Below are 14,118 nucleotides of genomic sequence, written 5' to 3'. Positions count from 1 at the left end.
CTCCGACATGCAATCCCTGCTGCAGATCCTGCTTCTGATCCTCAGTGTCGTCCAGTTCATCATCTTCGCGCATATCATCATGAGCTGGCTGATCAACTTCCAGGTGCTGAACCTGCGGCAGCCTCTGGTCGCGCAGCTGTGGGACGGGCTGAACCGTCTGCTGGAGCCGATGTACTCGCGCATCCGCTCAATCCTGCCGAACATGGGCGGGCTCGACCTCGCGCCGCTGGTGGTGCTGCTGGCGGTCTATGCGCTGCGCATCGTGCTGATCAACAACGCGGCGGCCTTCTACTGACCCTGATGCCCGCTCCCAAGGATCTGCTCGCCACCGTCTTCGGTTTTTCCGCCTTCCGCCCGGGGCAGGAGGAGATCGTCGATGCGGTGCTGGCGGGGCGCAACGTGCTGGCGATCATGCCGACCGGGGGCGGCAAGTCGCTGTGCTTCCAGCTGCCCGCGCTGTGCCGCGACGGGGTCACCGTGGTGATCTCGCCGCTGATCGCGCTGATGCGGGATCAGGTGCGGGCGCTGCGCGAGGTGGGGGTGGAGGCCGGGGCGCTGACCTCGGGCAATACCGAGGAAGAGACCGAGGGCGTGTTCCAGGCGCTGGACGAGGGGCGGATCAAGCTGCTTTACATGGCGCCGGAGCGGCTGGCCTCGGCGGCGCCGCTTCTGCGCCGGATCAACGTCACGCTGATCGCGGTGGACGAGGCGCATTGCGTCAGCCAGTGGGGCCACGACTTCCGCCCGGATTACCTGCGCATCGGCGAGTTGCGCCGCACGCTGGGCGTGCCGCTGGCCGCCTTCACCGCCACGGCGGATGAGGAGACCCGGGGCGAGATCGTCACCCGGCTGTTCGACGGCGTCGCGCCCGAAAGCTTCCTGCGCGGCTTCGACCGGCCCAACATCCACCTCGCCTTCGCGGTGAAGGACAAGCCGCGCGACCAGATCCTGAGCTTTGCCGCTTCGCGCAAGGGCCAGTCGGGGATCGTCTATTGCGCGACCCGCGCCAAGACCGAGACGCTGGCGCAGGCGCTGCGCGAGGCCGGGCATTCGGCCTGCCACTATCACGGCGGGATGGAGGCCGAGGACCGGCGGCGGGTGGAGGTGCGGTTCCAGCAGGAAGACGGGCTGATCGTGGTGGCGACCATCGCCTTCGGCATGGGGATCGACAAGCCGGACATCCGCTGGGTGGCGCATGCCGACCTGCCGAAATCGATCGAGGGCTATTATCAGGAGATCGGCCGCGCCGGGCGCGACGGGGCGGCGGCGGAGACGCTAACGCTCTACGGTCCCGACGACATCCGCCTGCGCCGCAGCCAGATCGACGAGGGCGCGGCGCCGATGGACCGCAAGGAGGCCGACCACGCGCGGCTGAACGCCCTGCTGGGGCTGGCCGAGGCCGCGGCATGTCGGCGGCAGGTGCTCTTGGGCTATTTCGGCGAGACGGCGCAGCCCTGCGGCAATTGCGATCTCTGCGACCGGCCGGCGGAGCTTTTCGACGCGACCGAGGCGGTGCGCAAGGCGCTGTCGGCCATCCTGCGCACCGGCGAGTATTTCGGCTCGGGGCATCTGATCGACATCCTGACCGGCACCTCGACGGCCAAGGTGCGCGAGCGCGGCCATGACCAGCTGCCGACCTTCGCCGTGGGCCGCGATCTGTCGAAACCGGCCTGGGGCGCGGTGTTCCGGCAGATGATGGGCCGCGATCTGGTGCGGCCCGACCCGGAACGCTACGGCGCGCTGCGCATGACCGAGGCCGCGCGGCCGATCCTGCGCGGCGAGGCGGCGATCACCCTGCGCCGCGACACGATCCAGTCGGCGGGCTCGCGCCCGGTGGTGAAGTCGATGGTCAGCGAGGAGGACGCGCCGCTGATGTCGGCGCTGAAAGCCAAGCGGCGGGCGCTGGCCGAGGCCGGCGGCGTGCCGGCCTATGTGATCTTCACCGACCGCACGCTGATCGAGATGGCCGAGCGGCGGCCACGCTCGCTCGACGACATGGCGCATATCACCGGGGTCGGGGCAAAGAAGCTCGACAGCTACGGTCTGGCCTTCCTCGCCGTCATCAACGGCGAGGCCGAGGCGCAGCATCCGCAGCGGCGCCGGCTGGCGGGACGCGATGCGGGTGCCGTCTTCGACCGGCTGGCCGAGGTGCAGGTGGACCTGATGCGCGGCGAGGATGGCACCGGCAAGCCGCTGAGCCTGCCGCAATCGGCGCTGCGCAAGATCGCCGAGGCGCGGCCTGCGTCGCTGTCGGAACTGGACCGGGTCGGCGATCTCGGGCCGCAGAAGATCGAACGGTTCGGCGAGGCCTTCCTCGCCGTGTTGCGGGAGGCGTAGGACGTGCTGACGGTGCTTTCTCCGGCCAAGCGGCTTGCCGCGAAGCCCCTGACCCTGCCGGAGGGCCTTGCGCCGACGGTGCCGCAGTTCGGCGGCGAGGCGGGCGAGCTTGCCGCCGTGGCGCGCGGGCTGACGGCGGGCGATCTGCGCAGGCTGATGCATATCTCCGAGCCGCTGGCGCTGTTGAACCGCGACCGTTTCGCGGCTTTCGAGGCGCCGGAGACGCCGGAAGCCCCGGCGGTGGGGCTGTTCGACGGCGACACCTATGCCGGGCTCGAGGCCAAGACGCTGGATGCCGATGCGCTGCGCTGGGCGCAGGGGCATCTGCGCATCCTGTCGGGTCTCTACGGGCTCTTGCGCCCGCTCGACGCGATCCGGCCCTACCGGCTGGAGATGGGCAGCCGGCTGGCCAATCCGCGCGGTGCGACGCTCTATGACTTCTGGGGCGACCGGGTGGCAGAGGCGCTGAACGCCACGGCGGCGGAGACCGGCAGCACGGTGCTGATCAACTGCGCTTCGGTCGAGTATTTCACCGCCGCCGACCGCGACGCGCTGCAGCTCCGGGTGGTGACGCCGACCTTTCTCGAGGATCGCGGCGGCGAGCAGAAGATCGTCAGCTTCTGGGCCAAGAAGGCGCGGGGCGCCATGGCGCGCTTCATCGCGGAGAACCGGCTGACCGCGCCGGAAGAGATCCTCGGCTTCACTGCGGGCGGCTATGCCCATGCGCCGGAGCTGTCGGAACCCGACCGCCCGGTGTTCCTGCGCGCCTCCTAGCGGGCGTCTGCGAGCGGGGCCAGATCGCAGGCCTCGGCGGGGTGGAATTCGGTCAGCACCTCGAGGATGGCGGATTTGCGCAGCGGCTTCGTCAGATAGCGGTCGATCCCGGCGGCGAGGATCGAGGAGGCGTCGCCCTCCATCGCATGCGCCGTGAGCGCCACGATCGGCACATGGTGCTGCCCGGGGTGCTGCCCGGCCTCCAGCCGCCGGATGGTCCGCGCCGCCTCGCGCCCGTCCATTTCCGGCATCGAGATGTCCATGAAGATCAGGTCCGGCGCGAGGCTGCCGAACAGCGCCACCGCCTCGCGCCCGTTGTTGGCGAAGGTGAGCTCGATCTGCAGGTCGCGCACCATCTTGCCGAAGACGAGCTGGTTGGTGCGGTTGTCCTCGGCGGCCAGGACCCGCATCCGACGCTCGCCGCGCGGTTTTGGCGCGGGCGGCGCCTCGGGCGGGGGCGCGGGGACGGAGAGCACCTGCAGCTGACGGTAGAGCTCCGACCGCAGCAGGGGCTTTTGCAGCACGGCGGCGAAGAGCGCGCCGCTGGCCGAGGCGCGGGCCTTGGCAGGGGCGGAGGAGAGGAGCACGATGGGCATTCCCCAGCCGCCGGCGCGGACCTTTTCGGCCAGGGTGCAGCCGTCCATCTCGGGCATCTCGTGATCGGTGAGGATCAGGTCGAACGGCCCGCGCTGCGCCAGCTCGGCCAAGGCATCGGCGCCGGAGCGGCAGAGCGTGACCTCGATCCCGCAGGGGGTGAGCTGGCGTTCGAGGATGGTGCGGTTGATGAACTGGTCGTCCACCACGAGCGCGCGGGTCAGCGTGTCGGCGGCATGCGGCGCGCCCGCGTCGTCGGCCACCGGCAGCGTCACCCGGAAGCCGAAGCAGGAGCCGCGCCCGGCCTCGCTCTCCACCCAGACGGCGCCGTCCATCATCTCGATCAGCCGCTTGGTGATGGCGAGGCCGAGGCCGGTGCCCTCGAACTTGCGGTTGGTCTCGGCCTCCACCTGATTGAACTCGCCGAAGATGTGCACGAGGTTTTCCGCCGCGATGCCGATGCCGGTGTCTTCCACGGTGACATGCAGCTGCTGCAGGCCCGGCGCCGTCTCCAGCCCCACGACGCGGATGGTGACATGGCCCGTGCTGGTGAACTTCACCGCATTGCCGACGAGATTGGTCAGTACCTGCCGCAGCCGCCCCGGGTCGCCGACGTAGCGGGTGGGCAGGAACATGTCGAAATCCACGATGAGGTCGATGCCCTGCGCCCGGGCGCGGGGCTGCAAGAGCATGGCGACCTCGTGGATCGTGCGTTCCAGATCGAAGGGCTCGGGATGCAGCGTCAGCCGCCCGGCCTCGATCTTCGAGTAGTCGAGGATGTCGTTGATGATGACCAGAAGCGCCTCGCCCGAGGAGCGGATGGTTTCAGCGAAGAGGCGCTGGTCTTCGGTCAGCGGGGTGTCGCAGAGCAGTTCGGCCATGCCGACGACGCCGTTCATCGGGGTGCGGATCTCGTGGCTCATGTTGGCGAGGAAGGCCGATTTCGCCCGGTTCGCGGCCTCGGCGGCCAGACGGGCGGCCTCGAGCGCCGACTGCTGCTCCTTCAGCTCGGTGATGTCGACGCGCAGGCCGACGCGCCCGCCGTCGGGCGTCGCCTGATCCAGCACGCGGAGCCAGCGCCCGTCGTCGAGCAGCTGTTCGGTCATCTCCACCGGGTTGCGGTGGCGCAGGAGCCGCTCGATCAGCCAGTCTTCCTCGCGCCCGACGGCATCGGCGTGCTGGCCGTGCTGCAGCCCGTAGCGCAGGATGTCCTCGAACCGCGCGCCGGGGACCATGGCGGGGGCGGAGCGGGGGTAGATCTCGCGGTAGCGGGCGTTGCAGGTGAGCAGCCGCTCGTCCCGATCGTAGAGCACGAAACCGTCGGGAATCGCCTCGATCGCGGCCCAGATCCGCATCTGTTCGGTGATGTCGACGATCAGGCAGACCATGTCGCCGTCGCGCGCCCGCCGATCCTCCAGCCGCAGCCATGTGCCGCTGGAAAGTTGCACCACCACGGGGTCGATGTGGTCGGCCTCCCACCGGGCGAGCATGCTGGCGCACCAGTCGTCGGGCGCCGCGCCGTCGAGCCCCAGCCGCCCGGACCCCGCAATGCGCTGCAGGAGGTCGGCGTAGAGCAGGCCGGGGGCGATCTGGATGCCTTCGAAGGCGGAGAGATAGGCGAGATTGGCCGTCACCAGCCGCTGCCCGGCGTCGAAGACGGCAAAGCCGTCGCGGATGGTCTGGATCGAATCCCACAGGCGGCGCTCGGCCATGACGGCAGCGGTATGCGCGCGCTCCAGATCGCTGACGAAGCGGCTGTTCTGGCCCTTCAGCGCCTCGGCTTCGGAGAGCGCGACGCGGACCACGTTGCGCTGCTCGACGATCTGGTCGGAGAGCGAGCGGGCATGCAGCGCCAGCTTCTCGTTGGCCGCGAAGAGCTCGCGCTGCTTGTGTTCCAGAAGACGCTCCGCAGCGAGTCGCGCGCGGCGTTCCCGCGCCAGCCGTTCCGCCATATCCATCGCCCGAGCCCCGATCCGCTGCCTGTCCCGCCGCCCGGTCGCATGGGGCCGGCCCGGTGTCGGGGCAGTCTGCGACAGCAAGATGAATTGATGCTTAACAAGCGAAAGTCACACAACCTATGCTAATGCTTGTCAAAACCGGGGTCTGGTGCGAGCATCCGGCCATTGGCGGAGGAGGTGTGCAATGCGTACGATTGTCCGGGCTGTCGTTGTTTCCCTTGGGCTGGCGCTGCCGACGGCGGTGTTCTCGCAGGAGCTGGTGCCCGACCAGCGGTTCAACCTGAGCGCGGATACCGACCTGCCCGGCGGCGATCTGGCGACGCTGCTCGACACCACGCTGGAGGGCTGCGAGCGGGCTTGCGCCACCAATGAAAGCTGCACCGCCTTCACCTTCAATTCGCGCAACGGCTCGTGCTTTCCCAAATCCGACCCCGGCGCGCCGAGCTTCTTCCAGGGGGCGTTCTCGGGCTTCGTGGTGAAGGCCGATCCTGCGGTTCAGGCGCGGGCGGTGGCACGGCGGGCCGATCTCGGCTTTCTGTCCGATTACGATCTGGCGCAGGCGACCGAGCAGGCGAAGGGGCTTGCCAATCTGCACACGACGAACGGCTGGAGCGCGGCGGAGCATCTGCAGTCGGCGCGGGAGGCCGAGGCCAATGGCGATGTCGCGCTGGCCAGCAACTTCGCCGGGGCGGCGCTGAATGCCGAGGACCGGGCGGATGGCTGGGTCGAATATGCGCGGCTACTGCTGGCGGCGGGCGCACCCGAGGGCCAGAACCAGCGCGCCTTCCGCGAGCGGGCATTCAACGCCGCGATCAACGGCTATCTGCGGGCCGAGCCCGACGGGCTGCGCCACAGCGCGCTGGTGATGCTGGGCGAGGCCGCCGAGGGCATCGATCGCGGCCGCGACAAGGTTCTGGCGCTGCGTCTGGCGCAGCGCGTCCAGCCGCGCGACGATACGGCGGCGCTGCTGGAGGATGCCGCCGGGAAATACGGTTTCCGGGTGCTGGAGCACGAGGTGCAGGCCGATTCCGTCCGGCCCCGCGTCTGCGCCACCTTCTCGGAGGATCTGGCCGAGTCGGGCGTCGATTATTCCAGCTATGTGCAGCTGCCCGAGGCCGGGCTGACGGTGGAGAAGGGCGGTTACCGCCAGCTCTGCGTCGGCGGCATGGCGCATGGCGCGCGCTATGCGCTGACCTTCCGCGAGGGGCTTCCGGCGGCGGACGGGCAGGGGCTGCTGAAATCGGTGGCGCTGAACATCTATGTCCGCGACCGCAGCCCGGGCGCCCGCTTCCCGAGCCGCGCCTATATCCTGCCGCGCGCGGAAAGCGCCGCGATTCCGGTGGAGACGGTGAACACCGCCAAGCTGGACCTGACGCTCTACCGCGTGTCGGATCGCAACCTGTTGCGCACCATCCAGGACGATTACTTCGCCCGGCCGCTGGCGCAGTATCAGGTCGAGGGCTTTTCGTCGCAGGTCGGCGAGGAGCTGTGGAAGGGCAGCGCCGAGGTGGGGATGGAGGTGAACCGTGACGTCACCACCCGCCTGCCGATGGACGAAGCGATAAAGGGGCTCCCGGCGGGGATCTATGCGCTGAAGGCGGCGGTGCCGGGGGTGGATGAATACGAGACCCCCGCGGCCTGGCAGTGGTTCGTGATCTCGGATCTGGGGATCACCACCATGTCGGGCGTCGACGGGCTGCATGTCTTCGTGCGCAGCCTCGGGACGGCGGCGGCGAAAGAGGGGGTGACGGTCGATCTGGTGTCGCGCGCCAATGCGGTGCTGGCGACGACGACCACCGATGCGATGGGTTATGCCAGTTTCGCCCCCGGTCTGACGCGGGGCGCCAATGGCGCCGATCCGGCGCTGGTCGTGGTCCGCGAGGGCGACAGCGATCTCGCCTTCCTGTCGCTGACCGATCCGGAGTTCGATCTGTCCGACCGCGGTGTCGAGGGGCACGAGCCCGCGCCGCCGGTCGATGTCTTCCTGACCACCGACCGCGGCGCCTATCGCGCGGGCGAGACGGTGCATGTCACCGCCCTGACCCGCGACGCGCAGGCGCAGGCGATCCCGGGCCTGCCGCTGACGGCGGTGCTGACCCGGCCCGATGGCGTGGAATATGCGCGCGCGCTGGCCGAGGATGGCGGCGCGGGCGGACATGTGTTCGCCCTGCCGATCGCGGGCACGGCGCCGCGCGGCGTCTGGCGGCTGGAGGTTCTCGCCGATCTGGAGGCCGAGGCGCTGGCGAGCCAGACCTTCCTCGTCGAGGATTTCCTGCCGGAACGGATCGACTTTGCGCTGGCGCTGACGCAGCCCGAGGTCCGGCTGGAGGACAGCCCGGAGCTGACGCTCGACGCGCGCTATCTCTTCGGCGCGCCGGGGGCCGATCTGGGGATCGAGGGCGAGGTGCTGCTGCGCGAGGCTAAGGGCCTCGCCGCCTTCCCCGGCTACCGTTTCGGGCGGCATGACGAGCCGTTCAACGCGCAGATGGCCTCCTTCGGCGGCGAGCGCACCGATGACACCGGCACGGCGACCGTCGCGCTGACGCTGCCCGAGGTGACCGACCCGGCGCGCCCGTTGGAGATGCAGGTGACCGCCCGCGTCACCGAAGGCTCGGGCCGTCCGGTGGAGCGGCAGCTGGTGCAGCCGATCACCCCGACCGCGCCGATGATCGGGGTGAAGCCCCTGTTCGACGGCGTGGTGGGCGAGGGCTCCGACGCGCGTTTCCAGCTGATCGGAGTCGGGCCGGATCAGGCTCCGGCGCCGATGCCGGTGAAATGGGTGCTGACCCGGATCGAGACCGATTATCAATGGTATCAGCAATACGGCAACTGGAACTGGGAGCCGATCGTCAGCCGCAGCATCGTGGCCGAAGGCGAAGCGACGCTGGGGGCCGAGCCGGTGCAGATCTCCGGCGCGGTGAAATGGGGCGAGTACGAGCTGCTGGTGGAGCGAACCGACGGCCAACCCGCCGCGACCTCCACCACCTTCTCTGCGGGCTGGTATGCGCCCGCCGACGTGACCTCCACCCCCGACACGCTGGAACTGTCGCTGGACAAGCCCGCCTATCGGCCGGGCGAGACGGCCGAGTTGCGGCTGGTGCCGCGCGCGGCGGGGACGGCGCTGGTGACGGTGCTGTCGAACCGGCTGGTCGCCATGCAGGCGGTCGAGGTCAAGGAGGGCGAGAACCTGATCTCGCTGCCGGTGACGGATGACTGGGGCGCCGGGGTCTATGTGACGGCCTCGGTGCTGCGACCGATGGATGTGGCGGCGGGGCGCAACCCGACGCGGGCGATGGGTCTGGCCCATGCCGCCATCGACCCCGGCGCGCGCCGTCTGACGGCGACGGTGGAGACCGCGCCTGAAGCCGCCCCGCGCGGGCCGCTGGAGGTGGCGGTGAAGGTGGACGGGCTGACCGAGGGCGATACCGCCTATGCCACCATCGCCGCGGTCGATGTCGGTATCCTGAACCTGACCGGCTTCACCTCGCCCGATCCGGACGATCACTATTTCGGCCAGCGCAAGCTGGGTGTCGGCATCCGCGATGTCTACGGGCGGCTGATCGACGGGCTGAACGGGGCGCAGGGCACGGTGCGTTCGGGCGGCGATGCAGGGGCCAAGGGCCGCCTGCAGGCCCCGCCGCCGACCGAGGAGCTGGTGGCCTATTTCACCGGCCCGGTGACGGTGGGGGCCGATGGCTACGCCCGCGCCAGCTTCGATCTGCCGTCCTTCAACGGAACGGTGCGGGTGATGGCGGTGGTCTGGTCGGGCAAGGGTGTCGGCAAGGCCGAGGCCGATGTGCTGGTGCGCGACCCGGTGGTGGTGACGGCCTCGGTGCCGCGCTTCCTGTCGCCGGGCGACGAGAGCCGGATGCTCTTGGAGATCGTCCATGCTACCGGGCCGGTGGGCCGGGTCGGGATGGATGTCTCGGCGCAGGGGCTGAGCATCGGCGCGGCGCCTTCGGGCTTCGAGATCACCGAGAAGGGCAAGGTCACCTTCGCCGTGCCGATCACGGCGGGTGATGTGGGTCTGCAAAGCATCGACGTGGCGCTGACCACGCCGGATGGCCGGCAGCTGACCAAGCATCTGACGATCCCGGTGCAGGCCAATGACCCCGAGGTGGCGCGGATCACCCGTTTCGACCTGGCCCGCGGGCAAAGCTTCACCTTCGACTCCAATGTCTTCGCCGGTCTGGTGCCCGGCTCGGGCAAGGCGACGCTGGCGGTGGGGCCGATCGCCCGGCTGAACGCGCCGGGGCTGCTGGCCAGTCTCGACCGCTATCCCTATGGCTGCACCGAGCAGATCACCTCCAAGGCGCTGCCGCTGATCTATTACGATCAGGTGGCGCAGGCGATGCAGCTGCAGGGGGCCGGGACCATCGGCCAGCGCATCGACGAGGCGATTGCCGAGGTGCTGACCAACCAGACGGCGGAAGGTGCCTTCGGGCTGTGGAACCCGTCTTCGGGCGACATGTGGCTCGATGCCTATGTCACCGACTTCCTGTCGCGCGCCAAGGCGCAGGGCCATGCGGTGCCGGATCAGGCCTTCCGCTCGGCGCTCGACAACCTGCGCAATCAGGTGAACTACACCGCCGATTTCGAGACCGGCGGCGAGGCCTTGGCCTATGCGCTGATGGTGCTGGCGCGCGAGGGCGCGGCGGCGGTGGGCGACCTGCGCTACTATGCCGATGTGAAGGGCGATGCCTTCGCCACGCCCATCGCGCAGGCGCAGCTCGGCGCGGCGCTGGCGAGCTATGGCGACCAGACCCGGGCCGACGCGATGTTCCGCAAGGCGGGCATCCGCATGGCGGGGCTGAAGGCAGAGGAGACGGCGCAGGTGTTCCGCGCCGATTACGGCACCAATTTCCGCGATGCGGCGGCGCTGTTGACGCTGGCGGTGGAGGCGGGGTCGCAGGCGGTGGACCGCGGCGTGCTGACCGACCGGATCGCCACCAACGACGGCCCGCTCTCGACGCAGGAGACGACCTGGGCGCTTCTGGCGGCCAAAGCATTGATCGACCGGCCCGACACCGATGTGACCATCGACGGCGTGGCGCCGACCGGGCCCTTGGTGCGGATGCTCGACGACAGCGGTGCGCCGGTGGAGGTGAGGAACAACGGCGCCGATACCTTCCTGACGGTCACCACCTATGGCGTGCCGGCCGAGCCGGAGCCGGCGGGGGGCAATGGCTATGCGATCAAGCGCAGCTATTACACGCTGGAGGGCGAGGCGGTCTCGCCCTCGGGTGTCGCTGTCGGCACCCGGCTGGTGACGGTGCTGGAGGTGACGCCCTTCGGCACGGGCGAGGCGCGGCTGATGGTGTCGGACCCGCTGCCCGCCGGCTTCGAGATCGACAACCCCAACCTCTTGCGCGCGGGCTCGGTCTCGTCGCTCGACTGGCTCGGGGTCGAGGAGGAGGTCGCGCATAGCGAGTTCCGGCAGGACCGTTTCCTGACCGCGCTGGACCGCACCGATGGCGCGCCCTTCAAGCTGGCCTATATCGTCCGCGCCGTCTCGCCCGGCACCTTCCACCATGCCGCGGCCTCGGTCGAGGACATGTATCAGCCCGACTTCCGCGCCCGGACCGACGCCGGAACCGTCACCGTCACCGAGTGATGCGGGCGCGCTGGTTCATGGCGGCGGCGGCAGGGCTCTGGCTCGCCGCCGTGGCGAAGGACGGGGTGACGGGCTGGATCGCCCGCACCGACCTGCCGCCACTGGCGCTGGAAACCTCGGTCGAGGTGGTGGCCCGCGACGGCAGCCTCTTGCGCGCCTACACGGTGGCTGACGGGCGCTGGCGCATGGCGGTGACGCCGGGGGCGGTGGACGCGGGTTACCTCGCCATGCTGGTGAATTACGAGGACAAGCGGTTTCGCCAGCATCCGGGCATCGACCTTCGGGCGATTGGGCGGGCGGTGGGGCAGGCGGTCTGGAACGGGCGGGTGATCTCGGGCGGCTCGACGCTGACGATGCAGGTGGCGCGGCTGCTGGAGGAGAGCGGGACCGGCAAGGTTGCAGGCAAGCTGCGGCAGATGCGGGTAGCGCTGGCTTTGGAGCGGCGGCTCGGCAAGGACGAGATCCTGTCGCTCTATCTGCTGCTTGCGCCCTTCGGCGGCAATCTCGAAGGGGTGCGGGCGGCGAGCATCGCCTATTTCGGCAAGGAACCGGGGCGGCTGACCCCGGCCGAGGCGGCGTTGCTGGTGGCGATCCCGCAATCGCCCGAAGGCCGGCGCCCCGACCGCGCCCCCGAGCGGGCCGAGGCGGCGCGCACGCGCGTTCTGGCGCGGGCGGTGGGCGACGGGCTGATCGACGCCGAACAGGCGGATGCGGCGGAGCGCGAGGCGGTGCCGACGGTGCGCCGGCCCTTCCCGGCGCTCGCCCCGCATCTCGCCGACCGGATGCGGCTGGCCGCCCCGGGCGTCGGGCGGCATCAGCTGACGCTGGACGCGCCGCTGCAGCGCAAGATGGAGGAGCTGGCGGCCCAGACCGTCGCCGGGCGTGGCGCGCGTCTGCAGGTGGCGATGGTGGTGGCCGATCACCGCAGCGGCGAAATCCTCGCCTCGGTTGGGTCCGCCGCCTATCAGGGCGATGCGCGGCAGGGCTTCGTCGACATGACGCGGGCGCTGCGCAGCCCGGGCTCGACGCTGAAGCCCTTGATCTACGGGCTCGCCTTCGACGAGGGCCTCGCCCATCCCGAGACGCTGGTGGAAGACCGGCCGACCAGCTTCGGCGGCTACACGCCGCAGAACTTCGACCGGGTGTTCCGTGGCGACATAAGGGTGCGCGAGGCGCTGCAACTGTCGCTGAACATCCCGGTGGTGGCGCTGACCGATGCGCTGGGCCCGGCGAAGCTGCTGGCCGCGATGCGCCGCGCCGGGGTGGAGGCGGTGGTGCCGGGCGGGCAGCCGGGGCTGGCGGTGGCTTTGGGCGGCGTCGGCGTGACGCTGGAGGACATGGTGCAGATCTACGCGGCCCTCGCACGCGGCGGCGTGGCGCTGCCGCTGCGCGTCACGGGCGAGGCCCTGCCGGGCGAGCGGGTGCTGTCGGAGGTCGCGGCCTGGCAGGTGGGCGATATCCTCTCGGGTCTCGCGCCGCCGCCGGGGGCACCGCTGAACCGGCTGGCCTACAAGACCGGCACCAGCTACGGCCACCGCGATGCCTGGGCCATCGGCTTCGACGGGCGGCATGTCATCGGGGTCTGGCTGGGCCGGGCCGATGGCACCCCGGTGCCGGGGGTGTTCGGCGCCGATTTGGCCGCGCCGGTGCTGTTCCGCGCCTTCGCCCGGCTGAAGCCGCAGCTGGAGCCACTCGGCCCGGCGCCGCCCGCGACGCTGATGGTCTCCAACGCCGAACTGCCGCAGCCGCTGCGCCGATTCCGCTCGCGCATGGCGGCCTTCGCGCCCGCCGCCGATGCCCCTGCCGTGGCCTTCCCGCCCGACGGCGCCGAGGTGGAACTGAACGACGGCGCGCTGCTGGTGCGGGTGCGCGGCGGGGCGGGGCCCTTCACCTGGCTTGCGGATGGCGTGCCGGTCGCCGTGGCGCAGCGCGGGCGCGAGACGATGCTGGCGCTTCCGGGGCCCGGGTTTCTCACGCTGTCGGTGATCGATGCCGAGGGACGCTCAGCCCGGTCGCAGGTCCGGCTGCGCTGAGTCAGGCCATCGGGCGCAGCAGCACCCGGCCCTCCGCCGTCAGGAGATGCGCCGTCTGATCCTCGATCACCACGACGCTCAGCGGCCCGCCATAGGCAACGCCGGAATCGAGGTTCAGCCGGTTGCCGTAATGGGTCGCGGCGTCGATGGCGGTATGGCCATGCACCACCAGCGCGCCATGGTCGTCATGGTCCGACAGGAAGGGCTCGCGGATCCACAGCAGGTCGGTTTCGGTCTGTGCCTCGACCGGCGTGCCGGGGCGGATGCCGGCATGGACGAAGACCACCGGCCCGCGGCGATAGAAGGTGGGCAGCGCGTCGATGAAGGCGATATGCGCGCCGGGCACCAACTCCAGCGCCTCGGCATGGACCGGGGCCAGCGGCCGCCCGGCTGGCGCCCGCACCCCGTAGGATTCGAGCGTCGCCCCCCCGCCCAGCCGCGGGTGCAGCCAGCTCAGGTCGCGGCGCAGCCCGGCGTCGTGATCCTTGATGTCCTTGAGAAAGCCGGTGAACATCCGGTCGTGGTTGCCCTTCAGCACCACCCAGTTCTCACCCGCGTCGATCCCCGCCCGCAGGTGTTCGACCACCCCGCGCGAGTCCGGTCCCCTGTCCACCAGATCGCCGACATGCACCACGGGGGCCGTTTCGTCGCCAGTGGCGCGCCGGTCGGCGGCGATCCGGTCATGAGCGGCCAGCAGTTGGTCGAGATGCCCGTGAATGTCGCCAATGGCGTAGGTCCGCATGAAGACGCCTTCTGATGGATGGCGGGACCGGGGAGCCTTATCCCCGATCCCCTTCAGGATATCCGG

General features: G+C 70.3%; 7 protein-coding genes. 5 read left to right on the top strand and 2 right to left on the bottom strand.

Translation table 11 applies throughout. The features are described 5' to 3' along the window. Positions 1–7: 7 nt before the first annotated feature. The 3 genes from AC3A5Z_RS15630 to yaaA are packed head-to-tail and all read left to right on the top strand — an operon-like array spanning position 8 to position 3,111. Positions 8–295: a YggT family protein gene (locus AC3A5Z_RS15630; RefSeq protein WP_107662703.1), complete on the top strand. Its 288-nt coding sequence runs from the start codon at positions 8–10 to the stop codon at positions 293–295. A 5-nt stretch (positions 296–300) separates the two neighbouring features. After that, positions 301–2,337 (top strand): DNA helicase RecQ, encoded by a 2,037-nt coding sequence (gene recQ / locus AC3A5Z_RS15625; protein WP_487520258.1) that lies wholly within the window; start codon positions 301–303, stop codon positions 2,335–2,337. Positions 2,338–2,340: 3 nt separating this feature from the next. After that, a complete protein-coding gene (yaaA, locus tag AC3A5Z_RS15620; RefSeq protein ID WP_487520257.1) occupies positions 2,341–3,111 on the top strand; it encodes a peroxide stress protein YaaA in 771 nt (256 codons plus the stop codon). Here the strand turns inward: yaaA and AC3A5Z_RS15615 are convergent. After that, positions 3,108–5,663 carry a hybrid sensor histidine kinase/response regulator gene (locus tag AC3A5Z_RS15615; RefSeq protein WP_487520256.1) on the bottom strand — a complete coding sequence of 852 codons (2,556 nt, stop codon included), beginning with the start codon at positions 5,661–5,663 and terminating at the stop codon, positions 3,108–3,110. The genes yaaA and AC3A5Z_RS15615 overlap by 4 nt on opposite strands. Positions 5,664–5,847: 184 nt before the next feature. Between AC3A5Z_RS15615 and AC3A5Z_RS15610 the strand changes: the two genes are divergently transcribed. Next, complete coding sequence (locus AC3A5Z_RS15610) at positions 5,848–11,277, top strand: alpha-2-macroglobulin family protein (protein ID WP_487520255.1); 5,430 nt, start codon at positions 5,848–5,850, stop codon at positions 11,275–11,277. Continuing rightward, entirely contained in the window at positions 11,274–13,310 is a 2,037-nt protein-coding gene (pbpC, locus tag AC3A5Z_RS15605) for a penicillin-binding protein 1C (RefSeq protein WP_487520254.1), read from the top strand. The genes AC3A5Z_RS15610 and pbpC overlap by 4 nt, the downstream gene beginning before the upstream one ends. Position 13,311: 1 nt before the next feature. On the opposite strand, the gene AC3A5Z_RS15600 is transcribed toward pbpC, so the two are convergent. Then, on the bottom strand, positions 13,312–14,052 hold the full coding sequence (locus AC3A5Z_RS15600) for a metallophosphoesterase family protein (RefSeq protein ID WP_487520253.1): 741 nt from the start codon (positions 14,050–14,052) through the stop codon (positions 13,312–13,314). Between the last annotated feature and the right edge of the window lie 66 nt (positions 14,053–14,118).

Source organism: Cereibacter sp. Soil_C_27 (assembly GCF_057657095.1).
This window is presented reverse-complemented; position numbering and strand designations above follow the sequence as displayed.

Excerpts from the sequence above, each read along its gene's own strand:
- AC3A5Z_RS15630 (WP_107662703.1), top strand. The coding sequence starts at position 8 with ATGCAATCCCTGCTGCAGATCCTGCTTCTGATCCTCAGTGTCGTCCAG.
- AC3A5Z_RS15610 (WP_487520255.1), top strand. The coding sequence starts at position 5,848 with ATGCGTACGATTGTCCGGGCTGTCGTTGTTTCCCTTGGGCTGGCGCTG.
- AC3A5Z_RS15615 (WP_487520256.1), bottom strand. The coding sequence starts at position 5,663 with ATGGATATGGCGGAACGGCTGGCGCGGGAACGCCGCGCGCGACTCGCT.
- AC3A5Z_RS15600 (WP_487520253.1), bottom strand. The coding sequence starts at position 14,052 with ATGCGGACCTACGCCATTGGCGACATTCACGGGCATCTCGACCAACTG.
- recQ (WP_487520258.1), top strand. The coding sequence starts at position 301 with ATGCCCGCTCCCAAGGATCTGCTCGCCACCGTCTTCGGTTTTTCCGCC.